This is a genomic window from Limnohabitans sp. JirII-29 (genome assembly GCF_003063395.1).
Lineage (GTDB): Bacteria > Pseudomonadota > Gammaproteobacteria > Burkholderiales > Burkholderiaceae_C > Limnohabitans.
On the sequence record NZ_NESB01000008.1, the window covers coordinates 83,808 to 97,808 of the forward strand.

13 protein-coding genes are annotated in these 14,001 nt (G+C 59.7%); 11 read left to right on the forward strand and 2 right to left on the reverse strand.

Translation table 11 applies throughout. From position 1 onward, the window contains the following. Positions 1-96: 96 nt before the first annotated feature. From B9Z39_RS13185 to B9Z39_RS13230, 10 genes are read left to right on the forward strand one after another with little or no spacing between them, the layout of a single operon-like run. Complete coding sequence (locus B9Z39_RS13185; protein WP_108302009.1) at positions 97-1,704, forward strand: carboxyl transferase domain-containing protein; 1,608 nt, start codon at positions 97-99, stop codon at positions 1,702-1,704. Positions 1,705-1,747: 43 nt separating this feature from the next. Next, positions 1,748-2,074 carry a type II toxin-antitoxin system VapB family antitoxin gene (locus tag B9Z39_RS13190; RefSeq protein WP_108302010.1) on the forward strand — a complete coding sequence of 109 codons (327 nt, stop codon included), beginning with the start codon at positions 1,748-1,750 and terminating at the stop codon, positions 2,072-2,074. Continuing rightward, positions 2,071-2,478, forward strand: coding sequence for a PIN domain-containing protein (locus B9Z39_RS13195; protein WP_108302011.1), 408 nt, complete (start codon positions 2,071-2,073; stop codon positions 2,476-2,478). The genes B9Z39_RS13190 and B9Z39_RS13195 overlap by 4 nt, the downstream gene beginning before the upstream one ends. Then, positions 2,466-3,245: an enoyl-CoA hydratase/isomerase family protein gene (locus B9Z39_RS13200; RefSeq protein WP_108302012.1), complete on the forward strand. Its 780-nt coding sequence runs from the start codon at positions 2,466-2,468 to the stop codon at positions 3,243-3,245. The genes B9Z39_RS13195 and B9Z39_RS13200 overlap by 13 nt, the downstream gene beginning before the upstream one ends. Positions 3,246-3,275: 30 nt before the next feature. Next, positions 3,276-5,342 carry an acetyl/propionyl/methylcrotonyl-CoA carboxylase subunit alpha gene (locus B9Z39_RS13205; RefSeq protein WP_108302013.1) on the forward strand — a complete coding sequence of 689 codons (2,067 nt, stop codon included), beginning with the start codon at positions 3,276-3,278 and terminating at the stop codon, positions 5,340-5,342. A 25-nt stretch (positions 5,343-5,367) separates the two neighbouring features. Further along, positions 5,368-6,276, forward strand: a complete 909-nt coding sequence (locus B9Z39_RS13210) for a hydroxymethylglutaryl-CoA lyase (RefSeq protein WP_108302014.1) — start codon at positions 5,368-5,370, stop codon at positions 6,274-6,276. A 28-nt stretch (positions 6,277-6,304) separates the two neighbouring features. Beyond that, positions 6,305-6,589 (forward strand): DUF1289 domain-containing protein, encoded by a 285-nt coding sequence (locus tag B9Z39_RS13215; RefSeq protein WP_100147252.1) that lies wholly within the window; start codon positions 6,305-6,307, stop codon positions 6,587-6,589. 11 nt (positions 6,590-6,600) lie between these two features. Further along, positions 6,601-7,236, forward strand: a complete 636-nt coding sequence (locus B9Z39_RS13220; RefSeq protein ID WP_100147184.1) for a 2-hydroxychromene-2-carboxylate isomerase — start codon at positions 6,601-6,603, stop codon at positions 7,234-7,236. A gap of 27 nt (positions 7,237-7,263) precedes the next feature. Beyond that, the gene (locus B9Z39_RS13225; RefSeq protein WP_100147183.1) at positions 7,264-9,084 is read left to right on the forward strand and encodes a DUF294 nucleotidyltransferase-like domain-containing protein; all 1,821 of its coding nucleotides are present in this window, start codon (positions 7,264-7,266) and stop codon (positions 9,082-9,084) included. After that, positions 9,084-9,746, forward strand: coding sequence for a 3'-5' exonuclease (locus B9Z39_RS13230; RefSeq protein WP_108302015.1), 663 nt, complete (start codon positions 9,084-9,086; stop codon positions 9,744-9,746). Before B9Z39_RS13225 ends, B9Z39_RS13230 begins: the two co-directional genes overlap by 1 nt. A gap of 70 nt (positions 9,747-9,816) precedes the next feature. Here B9Z39_RS13230 and B9Z39_RS13235 read toward each other — a convergent pair whose 3' ends face one another. Both B9Z39_RS13235 and B9Z39_RS13240 read right to left on the reverse strand, forming a co-directional pair. Next, positions 9,817-11,631 carry a cation acetate symporter gene (locus B9Z39_RS13235; protein WP_108302016.1) on the reverse strand — a complete coding sequence of 605 codons (1,815 nt, stop codon included), beginning with the start codon at positions 11,629-11,631 and terminating at the stop codon, positions 9,817-9,819. Beyond that, positions 11,628-11,936, reverse strand: a complete 309-nt coding sequence (locus B9Z39_RS13240) for a DUF485 domain-containing protein (RefSeq protein ID WP_108302017.1) — start codon at positions 11,934-11,936, stop codon at positions 11,628-11,630. Before B9Z39_RS13240 ends, B9Z39_RS13235 begins: the two co-directional genes overlap by 4 nt. Positions 11,937-12,331: 395 nt before the next feature. Between B9Z39_RS13240 and B9Z39_RS13245 the strand changes: the two genes are divergently transcribed. Beyond that, entirely contained in the window at positions 12,332-13,990 is a 1,659-nt protein-coding gene (locus tag B9Z39_RS13245; protein ID WP_100147179.1) for an MFS transporter, read from the forward strand. The last annotated feature ends 11 nt before the right edge of the window (positions 13,991-14,001 follow it).

Sequence of the window (14,001 nt, forward strand, 5' to 3'; positions counted from 1 at the left end):
TTGCATTTATTGTGGCAGGATTTGCAACCATCCTGGCGCATCCCGTACGCTCCTTGCGCCTACCCTGTGGGTTGATTTGAAAGAAGGTCGTCGCCCATGTCGCAGTTACACACCCAACTCAACCCACGCGCTGCGGACTTTGCTGCCAACGCGCAAGCCATGCGCGCCTTGGTCGATGACCTGAACCTTCAGGTGCAGCAGGCCCAGCAAGGGGGCGGCGAGGCGGCGCGCGCCAAACACGTGGCGCGGGGCAAGCTGTTGCCGCGGGACCGGGTGCAGACGCTGCTCGACCCTGGCACGCCGTTTTTGGAATTGGCTCCTCTGGCTGCGCTCAACATGTACAGCAACGATGCCCCGAGCGCTGGTTTGATTGCGGGCGTTGGCCGCGTCAGCGGTGTCGACTGCATGATCGTGTGCAACGACGCCACCGTCAAAGGCGGCACCTACTACCCGCTCACCGTGAAAAAGCATTTGCGTGCCCAAGAGGTGGCGCAGCAAAACCGCCTGCCTTGTATTTACTTGGTCGATTCAGGTGGCGCCAATTTGCCCAACCAGGACGAGGTGTTCCCAGACCGTGACCACTTTGGCCGCATCTTCTTCAACCAAGCCAATATGAGCGCGCAAGGCATTGCGCAAATTGCTGTCGTCATGGGCAGCTGCACGGCAGGCGGCGCTTATGTGCCCGCCATGAGTGACGAGACCATCATCGTCAACAACCAGGGCACCATCTTCTTGGGCGGCCCGCCCTTGGTCAAAGCGGCCACCGGTGAAGTGGTCAGCGCCGAGGACTTGGGCGGTGGCGATGTGCACACCCGCCTCTCCGGCGTGGCGGACCACTTGGCACACAACGATGTGCATGCACTGGCGCTGGCACGCCAAGCCGTGAAAAACCTCAATGCGCGCAAACAACCCAACATCGCCACCCACGCCCCTGTGCCGCCCAAGTACGACGCGCAAGAGCTGTACGGCGTCATTCCCACCGACACCCGCAAACCGTTTGATGTGCGCGAGATCATTGCCCGCATCGTCGATGGCAGCGAATTCGACGAATTCAAGGCCCGCTTTGGCACCACCTTGGTCTGCGGCTTTGCGCGCATCGAGGGCATGCCGGTGGGCATCATTGCCAACAACGGCATTTTGTTTTCTGAGTCGGCGCTCAAAGGGGCGCATTTCATCGAACTGTGTTGCCAGCGCAAAACCCCTTTGGTGTTTTTGCAGAACATCACCGGTTTCATGGTGGGCCGCAAGTACGAGAACGAAGGCATTGCCCGCAACGGTGCCAAGATGGTCACGGCGGTGGCTACAGCCGCTGTCCCGAAGTTCACCGTCATCATTGGCGGCAGTTTTGGCGCGGGCAACTACGGCATGTGTGGCCGCGCGTTTGCGCCCCGCTTTTTGTGGATGTGGCCCAACGCCCGCATCTCGGTGATGGGCGGCGAGCAAGCGGCCAGCGTGCTGGCCACGGTCAAGCGCGATGGCATTGAAGGCAAAGGCGGGCAGTGGAGCATGGAGGAGGAGGAAGCCTTCAAAGCCCCCATCAAAAGCCAATACGAAACCCAGGGCCACCCCTACTTCGCCACCGCGCGTTTGTGGGACGACGGCGTGATCGACCCGGCCGATACGCGGCGCGTGTTGGCGCTGGGTTTGAGCGCTTCGCTCAATGCGCCGATTGCCGACACCACCTTTGGACTTTTTCGCATGTAATGTGTATGATTTTTAAATTTCATACACATCAAAGAGGTTTCATGTGCGTACCAACATAGATATCGACGACGACTTGATGGCCGCTGCTATGAAGGCGGGCGACTTCAAGACCAAGCGTGAGGCCGTAGAAGAGGGCTTGCGCTTGCTTCAACGCAAAAAGGCCTATGCAGCGTTGCTGGCCGCGCGCGGCACCTTGTTTTGGGATGATTCTGACGAGGCCTGGGCCAAAGCAAGACAGGAGCGCGAACGACTTGAGGCCGTTGTCCAGGAACCAACCATCGGTTATGCCGTCAAGCCGGCGTCTAAGGGCCGAAAGTCTAAGGTCGCTGAACCGAGCACGAAGTCTGGGGCGCGGAGCAAGTCCAAATGATTTTGGTAGACGCCAGTGTTTTGATCGATCACTTTCGGGGCACCAGCAATGCTCAGACCGAGCAGCTCAGGCGATGGCTGTCGGGCCAAGACGGACCGCCTGATATCGGCGTGGCCGACTTGGTGGTGTTCGAGGTGATGCGCGGCTTCTCTACGACCCAGGCGCAGGCCAGAGCACGCGATCTTTTGTTGGCGCTGCAGGTGGTGGAAATCGGTGGACTCGACAACGCCCTGATGGCCGCCAGCCTGTACCGCCGTCTGCGTGAGCAAGGTCGCACCGTGCACAGCCCGGTGGACATGCTGCTGGCAAGCTTCTGCATGACGCACGGTCATGTGCTGCTGCACCGTGACGCAGACTTTGAATCGCTCAAAACACTGGGGGGCTTAGACACATGGCCGCATTGAACATCGTCACGCAACACGGTGTGCGCACCATCACCCTGTCGCGCCCCGAGGTACGCAACGCCTTCAACGACGAGGTGATTGCCGAACTCAAGGCCGCCTTTGAAGCCGCAGGCCAAGCGCCCGGTGTGCGCTGCGTGGTGCTGGCGGCAGAGGGCCCGGCGTTTTGCGCAGGGGCAGATCTGAACTGGATGCGCCGCATGGCCGACTACACGCGTGACCAAAACCTGGCCGATGCGGCGCAGTTGGCCGCCATGCTGCGCGCCATCTACACCTGTGCCAAGCCTACGCTGGCGCGGGTGCAGGGCGATGTGTACGCCGGTGGCTTGGGGCTGGTGGCCGCGTGCGACATGGCGGTCAGCGTGGACACCGCGCATTACTGTTTGAGCGAAGTCAAGATTGGCCTCATCCCCGCCACCATCAGCCCGTATGTCATCCGTGCCATGGGCGCACGGGCAGCGCACCGTTACTTTTTAACGGCCGAGCGTTTCAGTGCCGCCGAGGCACACCGCGTGGGCCTGGTGCATGCGGTGGTCAGCGCTGACGCGCTGGACGCACAGGTGAGCGTGCTCACCCAAACCTTGGTAGCGGCCAGCCCCGACGCGCTCAAGGCATGCAAACACCTGTTGCACGACGTGGCAGGGCGGGACATCGACGATGCCTTGGTGGACCGCACCGTAGAGGGCATTGCCGACATCCGCGCCAGTGCCCAAGGCAAAGAAGGCGTGCAGTCGTTTCTGCAAAAACGCAAACCCAATTGGCTGGTGTGAACACGGCATCGCTTGAACTGAAAGATCCTCATGTTTCAAAAAATTCTCATCGCCAACCGTGGCGAAATTGCTTGCCGTGTGGCGGCCACTGCACGCCGCTTGGGTGTCAAAACCGTGGCGGTGTATTCCGACGCCGACGCGAACGCCAAGCACGTGCTGGCCTGTGACGAGGCGGTGCACATCGGCGGCAGCGCACCCCAAGACAGCTACCTGCGCTGGGAGCGCATCTTGCAAGCCGCACAAGACACGGGTGCACAAGCCGTGCACCCGGGCTATGGCTTTTTGAGCGAGAACGAAGACTTTGCCAAAGCCTGTGCGGCGGCGGGGCTGGTGTTCATTGGGCCATCGCCTTCGGCCATCCAAGCCATGGGCTTGAAAGCCGAATCCAAGCAGCTGATGGAAAAAGCTGGCGTGCCCTTGGTGCCTGGCTACCATGGGGCCGATCAAGATCCGGCCTTGTTGCAACGCGAGGCCGATCGCATTGGCTACCCCGTGTTGATCAAGGCCAGCGCAGGCGGCGGCGGCAAGGGCATGCGTGCGGTGGATAAGGCAGCAGATTTCGCCGAGGCCTTGGCCAGTTGCCAACGCGAGGCCATGCACAGCTTTGGCAGCGACGCCGTGTTGATTGAAAAATATGTGCAGCGCCCGCGCCACATCGAGATTCAGGTGTTTGGCGATACGCACGGCAACTGCGTCTACTTGTTCGAGCGCGATTGCTCGGTGCAGCGCCGTCACCAAAAAGTACTGGAAGAAGCGCCGGCCCCCGGCATGACCGAGGCCTTGCGCGCGCAAATGGGCGCAGCGGCAGTGGCGGCGGCCCAGGCGGTGAACTATGTGGGCGCGGGCACGGTGGAGTTCATCGTTGAGCAAGCAAGTTACGACCAGCCCGAGGCCATGAAGTTTTTTTTCATGGAGATGAACACCCGCTTGCAGGTAGAGCACCCGGTGACCGAAGCCATCACCGGGCTCGACTTGGTGGAGTGGCAGCTGCGTGTGGCCAGTGGCGAGCCTTTGCCTCTGCGTCAAGACCAGTTGCGCATTCAGGGGCATGCCATTGAAGCGCGCATTTGTGCCGAGAACCCCGACAACAACTTTCTGCCCGCCACCGGCACCTTGCAGGTGTACCGCAAGCCCGTGTGCACCAGCTTTGCGGTGGCTGCCGGTGCGGTGCGCGTGGACGACGGCGTGCGCGAGGGCGACACCATCAGCCCGTATTACGACTCCATGGTGGCCAAACTCATCGTGCACGGCGACACCCGCGCTCAAGCCTTGGCGCGTTTGGATGCCGCTTTGGCACAGACCCACATCGTGGGGCTGGCCACCAACGTGCAGTTCTTGCGCCAGGTGGTGCGCAGCCCATCGTTTGCCAAGGCGCAACTCGACACGGCCCTCATCCCGCGTGAAGCGGCGGTGTTGTTCCACCAAGAGCCAGTGGGTGCGGTGCGCGCCGTGGCGGCGGTGGTGGCGCACACCTTGCATGCCGAGCGTCGCTTGGCAGGCACAGACCCGTTCAGCCAGCGTGATGGGTGGCAGGCCTATGGCGTGCGCACCCGTGCGTTCACCTGTGTGTTGGGGGACGACACGCTGCATGCGCAGCTGAGTTACTTACACGATGGCGGTTTGCATTTGCGGGTGTCGCCTGCGGGTGCGTTGCCAGTGACGAATCTGTCCCTTGATGCGGATGCGTCTGGCCTGTTGCAGTTCAGTGCACAGGTCGAGGCAGAGCAAGCCACAGAGGCGGGCCTGTGGGTCAGCTTCAATGGCCAACGCACCCACAGCGTGTTGCACTGGCAAGGTGAGGTGGCCCACGTGTTCACGCCCGAAGGCGCCACCCGCATCACCTGGAGCGACCCCTTGGCCCATGCGGGCGAGGTGGAAGTCAAGGGCGGCCGTTTGACCGCCCCCATGCCCGGTAAGGTGGTGTCGTTTGCCGTCAAGGTGGGCGATGTGGTGAAGGCCGGCCAAACCCTGGCCATCATGGAGGCCATGAAGATGGAGCACACCATTGCCGCCCCCAAAGACGGCACGGTGCAAGAGCTGCTGTATGCCGCAGGCGACCAAGTGGCCGAAGGGGCAGAATTGCTCAAACTCGACTGAACACCGCGCACACAGAAAGCCGCAGATGAACCTTCCCTCACGCGTCCACCTCATCGACGTGGGCCCCCGCGATGGCCTGCAAAACGAAAAGCAACCGGTGCCCGCTGCCATCAAGATTGAACTGGTCCAGCGCCTGCAAGCAGCGGGTTTGAAAGAGATTGAGGTCACCAGTTTTGTCTCGCCCAAATGGGTGCCGCAAATGGCTGACAACGCCGAGGTGATGGCCGGCATCACCCGTTTGCCCGGCGTGCGTTACTCGGTGCTCACACCCAATCTGCAAGGCTTTGAGGTTGCATTGAAAAGCCAGCCTGATGAGATGGTGGTGTTTGGTGCGGCCAGCGAAGCCTTCAGCCAAAAGAACATCAACTGCTCCATCGCCCAGAGCATCGAGCGCTTTGCGCCCGTGGTGCAAGCGGCACGCGCGGCGGGCATCGCGGTGCGTGGTGCCATGAGCTGCACCGTGGGTTGTCCGTACGAGGGCGACATTGCGCCTGAGCGCGTCGCCTATTTGGCGGGCTTGATGAAAGACATTGGCGTGCAGCGCGTGGACGTGGCCGACACCATCGGCGTGGGCACGCCGCGCAAGGTGCAAGCAGCCCTAGAGGCCACGCTCCAGCATTTCGCGCTGGCTGAGGTGTCGGGCCATTTCCACGACACCTATGGCCAAGCCTTGGCCAACACCTTGGCAGCTTTGCAGATGGGCGTGTGGAACTTCCAGTCGTCGGTGGCGGGCTTGGGCGGTTGCCCGTATGCCAAAGGTGCCACGGGCAATGTGGCCACCGAAGACCTGGTGTACCTGCTGCACGGTCTGGGCATTGAGACGGGCATTCACTTGGACCGCTTGGTGGATGCGGGGGCGTTCATCAGCCAAGCCTTGGGCCGTCCACCCAATTCACGTGTCGCCACGGCGGTTTTGAACAAACGCACTGCCTGAAGACGCGCTCTAGCCGACAATGCCAGCCATGTGTGGAAGCGAACTCAAACCCAAACCAACCGGCCTGTCTGCGTCGGCCTTGTTGCTGCTCAAGCAGGCGCAGCGCGTGGCCTTGGGTGCGCAGCAAGCGTCGCCCAGTGCCACGGTGCCATCGCCTTGTATCTCTGTGTGCCACATGTCCACTGACACGGGTTGGTGCGAAGGCTGCTGGCGCAGCCTGGACGAGATTGGCGGCTGGGGCCAAACCAGCAATGAGAGCAAGCGCTTGGTGTGGTCGCGCATTGCACAACGCATCACCGCCCACACCAGCTGAGGACGTGCCTGATGAAAACCATCACCTGTTACCTGGACTTCATTTCGCCTTACGCGTATTTGGCCTTTGAGGCCTTGCCGCAAGCGCTGATGGGCACCAGTTACCAGGTGGTGTACCGGCCCATTTTGTTTGCCGCCTTGCTCAAGCACCACGGTCAGTTGGGCCCGGCAGAAATTGCGGGCAAGCGCGAGTGGACGTATCGCCAGGTGTTGTGGCAAGCGCGTCAACTGGGCGTGCCCTTGCAGATGCCCGCCAGCCACCCATTCAACCCCTTGCCTTTGTTGCGTTTGGCTGTGGCGTGTGACCGCCACGGTGAGCCCAATCGTTATGTGTGTGACACCGTGTTTCGCCATGTCTGGTGCTGCGATGGCGCTGCCGCTGACGATGCGGCGCGTTTGAGCGCGCTCACCACCCAGTTGTCACCAGCCCGCGCGCCCGATGCCGCCGAGGTGAAGGACCAACTCAAAGCCCACACCGAAGCGGCTATTCGACATGGCGTGTTTGGCGTGCCGACCTTTGAGGTGGATGGCTATGTGTTTTGGGGGCTCGATGCCTTGCCCATGCTGCGCGCTTACCTCGATGGCGACGCTTGGTTTGAGGGGCCGTGGGTCAGCGCCGCAAGCGTGGCGCAAGGCGTGAAGCGTTGAATCAGGGTCCACACTTGGCCCTGACCCATGCCCAACGCATTTAATTTTTCAGCCTCTCCCTTTGACTGCCTGACGCTCCAAGAGCAACGCCTGGTGCGCGACAGCGTGGACGTGGCGTATTACCCCGAAGGCCAGACCATTCTGGAGGTGGGCGCGGCGCCCACCCACTTGTTTGTCATCATCAAGGGCTATGTCACCCAGTACGAGGGTGACGAAGTCATCACCACTTACGGCCCTGATGACACCTTCGATGGCCGAGGCTTGGTGGCGGGCAAAACCAGCAGCCGTTTTGTGGCGGTGGAAGAGGTGGTGGCTTACCAGCTGGCGCGCCAGACCGTGACCGACTTGATTGCCGACAACGCCACTTTTGGGGCCTTGCTGTTCTCTGACCTGAGCAACAAACTCAGCGCGTTGTCACAGCGTCAAAGCCAGAACGAGTTGCAGTCGCTCACCTTGTCTCGGGTGGACGAGGCTTTTGTGCGACCTGCCCACACGGTAGATGCCGACACCGACTTGCTGACCGTGGTGCGCATGTTTCAAGAACACCGCACCTCCAATGTGTTGGTGCGCGACACGCACAGCGTGCCGCCGCGCTTGGGCATCTTCACGGCCACGGGTTTACAGCGAGCCATCTTGTCGGGTACACCTTTGACGCAACAAGCCGTGGGCACCTTGGCCCGCTATTCACTCATCACGGTGCGCCCCTCCGACCAGGTGGGCGATGCCTTAGCCATGATGCTCAAACACCGGGTGCACCGTGTCGTGGTGGCCGAAGGTGACCACATCATTGGCGTGCTCGAAGCGCTGGACGTGTTCAGCTTTTTGTCCAACCACTCACACCTGATCACGGTGCAGGTGGAGGCCGCGACCGACATCGAGTCGCTGGCGCAGGCTGCCGCACAAATCACCCGCATGGTCACCACGCTGTACCGCAGCGGCACGCGCGTGAGTTTGATTGCACGCTTGGTGCAAGACCTCAATGCGCGTTTGTTTGAGCGCGCTTGGCAACTCATTGCGCCCCCCGACTTGTGGGCCAACAGTTGTCTGTTTGTGATGGGCAGTGAAGGCCGTGGCGAGCAACTGCTCAAGACCGACCAGGACAACGGCTTGATCTTGCGCGATGGCTACACCCCGCCTGACGACCTGGATGCCATTTGTCACACCTTCTCGCAAGCGTTGGGGACATTTGGTTACCCCGAGTGTCCCGGGCACATCATGGTGAGCAACCCGATGTGGCGCAAAAGCGCAACCGAGTTTGCGCAGATGGTGCAGCAGTGGCTGCTGATGCCAGACCCCGACAGCTTGATGAACCTGGCCATCTTTTTAGACGCCCATGCGGTGTGCGGCGATGTGGGGCTGCTCGACCACGCCCGCCAAGCCCTGATGCGTTTGGCCACCGACAACGACGCCATGCTGGCGCGCTTTGCGGCTGCCATCGATGCGTTTGGCAACAGCCAGGGTTGGTGGAACCGTTTGTTGGGCTTGGAAGAAAACACGGGCTTGCATGTCAAAAAAGAAGGCTTGTTCCCCTTGGTGCATGGCGTGCGCAGCTTGGCTTTGGCCGAGCACCTGAGCGAAACCAGCACGGTGGCACGTGTGGAGGCCTTGGTGGTGCGTGGCGTGTTGTCGCCTGCCTTGGCTGCCGACCTCACGCAGAGCTTGCAGTTTTTGATGGGCCTCAAATTGAAAGCCGGCTTGATGGACCTTGAAACGCAACGCCCCGTCTCTGGGGTGGTGGACGTGGCCAAGCTCTCTAGCCTTGAGCGTGATTTGCTGAAAGACGCACTCGGTGCGGTCAAGCAATTCAAGGCCTTGATGCGTTACCGCTTCAAACTCGACACCTTGTGATGACCTCTGTCTTCAATCCCCGCCGTTGGTGGCAAGCGCTCAAGCGCGAATGGTTGATTTACCACTTGGGGCTGCCCGAGTTTCGCTTCATGTTTGAGTCGCCGCCGCCCCACGAATGGGTGGCGCTCGATTGCGAGACCACCGGCTTGAACGTGGGCAGCGACGAAATCATCTCCATCGGTGCGGTGCGCATTGTGGGCAACCGCATCATGACCAGCGAGCGGTTGGAGCTGCTGGTACGTCCTGAGCGAGGGGTGTCGCCTGAGAGTGTGCGCATCCACCGTTTGCGAGAGCAGGATGTGGCGCAGGGGCTACCCATTGACGAGGCCATGAAGCAATTGATGCGTTTCATCGGCGCACGTCCTTTGGTGGGCTATTACCTGGAGTTCGATGTGGCCATGCTCAACCGTGCCATCTGGCCGTTGTTGGGGCAGGGCCTGCCGCAAGAAAAAATCGAAGTGTCGGCCATGTATTACGAGCATAAGTTTCGACACATGTTGCCTTACGAGCAGCAGACCAATCCGAACATTGATTTGCGTTTTGTCACCTTGATGGCCGATTTGGATTTGCCGGTGCGTGAGGCACACGACGCGCTCAATGACGCGGTGATGGCGGCGCTGGCCTTCATCAAGCTGCGGCAATTGCGAGGCGACGCGCCATAAAAAAACCGGACAAGCCGTGAAGCTTGCCCGGTGTGTGCAGAGCGCGCGAAGCGCTCTGGCATGAGGTCGATCAGTGACCCGAAGCGCCCGAGGCACCGAAGCCAGTTTCTGAGCGCACTTGCTGCGCAGCAAACGCAGCGCGTTCGTTCTTCGCATCGTCGCTGTTGTCCAGGATAGAGAACAACCAGATGCCCACGAAGCCAATGGTCATCGAGAACAAGGCAGGGGAGGCATAGGGGAACAAGGCCGAACCTTTGGCATTGCCCAACGTGGCTTCCCACACTGAGGGCGACACCACGGTCAAGGCGACCGACGAGATCAGGCCCAAGAAGCCACCAATCACAGCGCCCTTGGTGGTGCAGTCTTTCCACAACACCGACATGAACAGCACGGGGAAGTTGGCCGATGCAGCAATCGCGAAGGCCAGGGCCACCATGAAGGCGATATTTTGCTTCTCAAACGCGATGCCCAAGACCACGGCAATCACGCCCAGTGCCACCGTGGTGATGCGTGACACGCGCAATTCAGCGGCGCTGTCGGCATTGCCTTTCTTGAACACCGTGGCGTACAAGTCGTGCGACACCGCAGAGGCACCAGACAGCGTCAAGCCAGCCACCACCGCCAAGATGGTGGCGAAGGCCACGGCAGAGATGAAGCCGTAGAACACGTCGCCACCCACCGTTTTAGCCACCAGCACAGCGGCCATGTTGGCCGTGCCTGCACCGCCTTTGATGATGCCTTTGGCAACGTCTGACATCTCAGGGTTGGTGAGCACCAAAGTGATGGCGCCGAAACCGATGATGAAAATCAGCACATAGAAGTAGCCAATCCAGGTGGTGGCCCACAGCACCGATTTGCGGGCTTCTTTGGCGTCAGGCACCGTGAAGAAGCGCATCAGGATGTGTGGCAAACCAGCGGTTCCGAACATCAAGGCCATGCCGAAGCTGATGGCAGAAATGGGGTCTTTGATGAAGCCGCCTGGGCCCATGATGGACAAGCCAGCTTTGTCTGGGTCAAGCGCGGTGGCTGTTGCCAACGCTGCGGAAGCTGCGGCTTGGGCTTCAGGCGTGGTCGCCATGGCAGCCGACGCCGTGGCCGCGGCCATGGCTGCTTCCTTGGCGTTGGCGGCGATCATGGATTTCACCAGCACACCTTTGGCAAACAAGGCCTCAGGGCTGAAGCCAAACTGTGCCAGCACCATCACGGCCATGAAGGTCACGCCAGCGAGCAGCATGCACGCCTTGATGATTTGCACCCAGGTGGTGGCGGTCATGCCGCCGAACAACACATAAACCATCATCAGCGCACCGACGATGACCACGGCCATCCAGTACTCCAGGCCAAACAGCAGCTTGATCAACTGGCCAGCGCCCACCATCTGCGCAATCAGATAGAACGCCACCACCACCAAAGTGCCCGAAGCTGCAAAAGCGCGAATCGGTGTCTGCTTGAAGCGGTAACCTGCCACGTCGGCAAAGGTGAACTTGCCCAGGTTGCGCAGACGCTCAGCCATCAAGAAGGTGATGACGGGCCAGCCGACCAGAAAGCCGATGGAGTAAATCAGGCCGTCATAGCCACTGGCCATCACCGCAGCAGAAATGCCGAGGAACGATGCGGCAGACATGTAGTCGCCCGCAATCGCCAAGCCGTTTTGAAAGCCCGTGATGCCGCCACCGGCGGTGTAGAAGTCAGCCGCTGAGCGCGTTTTAGAGGCGGCCCATTTGGTGATCCACAAAGTACCAGCCACGAAGGCGGCGAACATGCCAATGGCGGTCCAGTTGGTGCTTTGTTTGGCGGTTTCGCCCACATCGCCACCGGCGGCTATGGCAGCACCGCAGGCCAGCAGGCCCAGCAGCGCGGTTAGAAGAGTCGAAAACTTTTTCATTTGGTGGCGTCCTTCAAGATTTCTTTGGTCAGCGTGTCGTACTCGCTGTTGGCGCGACGCACATAAATGCCCGTGATCACGATGGTGAACACGATCACACCCATGCCAATGGGAATGCCCAAGGTCGTGACGCCTGCACCAATGGGCTGGGCCAAGAAGGGCTTGTTGAATGCAATCAAGGCGATGTAGCCGTAGTACACGACCAACATCAGCAGGGTTAGAAACCAGCCGAACCCATTGCGCTTGGCGCGCAACTCTTGGTATTTCGGGTGCTTCTGGATCTTGTCGACCACTGGATCACTCATTTGAATTTCCTTTTTAGAGAGGTGAGCAGACAGGCCAACGACGTGGCCTTTCTCTGGCTGCGCGATTCTCAAGAGAGGGACTGACCAAGTCCTTACGCTTTTTGGGGTCTCTGTAGAGCGAGAGCGTGGCACACATATAGATGCATCTTTTTTACCCTAGTGAAAACCCTGGTGCTATTCCTTGCTCACTTTTTATTTTGATGGGCTAATGAGTTGAATATTTCGTATGTAAAAAAATACACACAGGGTTAGTACGCGGTTTGTTGTTTGAAGGGGTTATGCCCCGAATGAGGCGAGTGAGCGGCGTCAGAATCCGGTCAGTGAAGGCTCAGATAGTTGCGCGGCACAGCGCCCGGATCGGGGGCTGGACCTATAAGTCTGAGGAGACACAACACATGGCAACACTAGACGTCGATCGTCCCATGACAGCCGAAGAGAAGAAGGTGATCTTCGCCTCTTCGTTGGGCACTGTTTTCGAGTGGTACGACTTTTATTTGTACGGTTCGTTGGCGGCCATCATCGCCAAACAATTCTTCAGCGGCCTAGACGCTGGTTCTGCATTCATCTTTGCGCTGCTGGCGTTTGCTGCTGGCTTCATCGTGCGTCCGTTTGGTGCCATCTTCTTTGGCCGCTTGGGCGACATGATTGGACGCAAGTACACCTTCTTGGTGACCATTCTGATCATGGGCTTGTCCACCTTCATCGTGGGCATCTTGCCGAACTACGCCAGCATTGGTGTGGCGGCTCCCGTCATCCTGATTTGCTTGCGTTTGCTGCAAGGCTTGGCCTTGGGCGGCGAGTACGGTGGCGCGGCCACGTATGTGGCTGAGCATGCACCACACGACAAGCGTGGCGCCTACACCTCATGGATCCAAACCACCGCCACCTTGGGCTTGTTCTTGTCCCTGATGGTGATTTTGGGCACCCGCACGATTGTGGGTGAGGCTGCGTTTGCCGAATGGGGTTGGCGTGTGCCGTTCATCGTGTCAATCGCTTTGTTGGCCGTGTCGGTCTACATCCGTTTGTCGATGAACGAATCGCCTGCATTCCAGAAAATGAAGGCAGAAGGCAAGACCTCCAAGGCACCGTTGACCGAGTCGTTTGGGCAATGGAAAAACCTCAAGATCGTGATTCTGGCCTTGATCGGTTTGACTGCAGGTCAAGCCGTGGTTTGGTATTCGGGTCAGTTCTACGCCTTGTTCTTCTTGACCCAGGCGCTCAAGGTGGACGGTGCAACGGCCAACATCTTTGTGGCTGTGTCGCTGTTGATCGGTACCCCGTTCTTCATCATCTTCGGCTCTTTGTCGGACAAGATCGGTCGCAAGCCCATCATCATGTTGGGTTGCTTGTTGGCCGTGTTGACTTACTTCCCCGTGTTTGAAGCCCTCACCAAGGCTGCCAACCCAGCGTTGTACGAGGCCCAGCAGAAGAACCGCGTGTTGGTCACGGCAGACCCTGCCGAGTGCTCGTTCCAGTTCAACCCCACAGGCACGGTGAAGTTCACCAGCTCGTGCGACATCGCCAAACAAGTGTTGGCCGCTGCTTCGGTGAGCTATGAAAACGCCGTGGGTGCACCAGGCTCTGTGGCCTCCATCAAAATTGGTGAAACCGAGATCCCGAGCTACAGCTCCAAGGGCTTGCCTGCGGATGAAGCCAAGGCCAAAGATGCTGAGTTCAAGAAGGCAGTGGCCGATGACCTCAAAGCCGCTGGCTACCCCACCAAGGCAGACCCCGCTCGCGTGGACAGCGTGAAAGTGACCATCATCCTCACCTACTTGGTGATCTTGGTGACCATGGTGTACGGTCCGATTGCCGCCATGTTGGTCGAGATGTTCCCCACCCGCATTCGCTACACCTCGATGTCTTTGCCCTACCACATCGGCAACGGTTGGTTTGGCGGCTTGTTGCCCACCACGGCGTTTGCCATCGTGGCGCAGACCGGCAACATGTACAACGGCCTGTGGTATCCGATCATCGTGGCCGGTATGACCTTTGTCATCGGCATGCTGTTTGTGAAAGAAACCAAAGACGTGGACATTTACGAGCACGATTGATCGGACTTTTG

Bases quoted from the DNA above. Each gene is read 5' to 3' on its own strand.
- B9Z39_RS13185 (WP_108302009.1), top strand. From the start codon at position 97: ATGTCGCAGTTACACACCCAACTCAACCCACGCGCTGCGGACTTTGCT.
- B9Z39_RS13195 (WP_108302011.1), top strand. From the start codon at position 2,071: ATGATTTTGGTAGACGCCAGTGTTTTGATCGATCACTTTCGGGGCACC.
- B9Z39_RS13200 (WP_108302012.1), top strand. From the start codon at position 2,466: ATGGCCGCATTGAACATCGTCACGCAACACGGTGTGCGCACCATCACC.
- B9Z39_RS13205 (WP_108302013.1), top strand. From the start codon at position 3,276: ATGTTTCAAAAAATTCTCATCGCCAACCGTGGCGAAATTGCTTGCCGT.
- B9Z39_RS13210 (WP_108302014.1), top strand. From the start codon at position 5,368: ATGAACCTTCCCTCACGCGTCCACCTCATCGACGTGGGCCCCCGCGAT.
- B9Z39_RS13215 (WP_100147252.1), top strand. From the start codon at position 6,305: ATGTGTGGAAGCGAACTCAAACCCAAACCAACCGGCCTGTCTGCGTCG.
- B9Z39_RS13220 (WP_100147184.1), top strand. From the start codon at position 6,601: ATGAAAACCATCACCTGTTACCTGGACTTCATTTCGCCTTACGCGTAT.
- B9Z39_RS13225 (WP_100147183.1), top strand. From the start codon at position 7,264: ATGCCCAACGCATTTAATTTTTCAGCCTCTCCCTTTGACTGCCTGACG.
- B9Z39_RS13230 (WP_108302015.1), top strand. From the start codon at position 9,084: ATGACCTCTGTCTTCAATCCCCGCCGTTGGTGGCAAGCGCTCAAGCGC.
- B9Z39_RS13235 (WP_108302016.1), bottom strand. From the start codon at position 11,631: ATGAAAAAGTTTTCGACTCTTCTAACCGCGCTGCTGGGCCTGCTGGCC.
- B9Z39_RS13240 (WP_108302017.1), bottom strand. From the start codon at position 11,936: ATGAGTGATCCAGTGGTCGACAAGATCCAGAAGCACCCGAAATACCAA.
- B9Z39_RS13245 (WP_100147179.1), top strand. From the start codon at position 12,332: ATGGCAACACTAGACGTCGATCGTCCCATGACAGCCGAAGAGAAGAAG.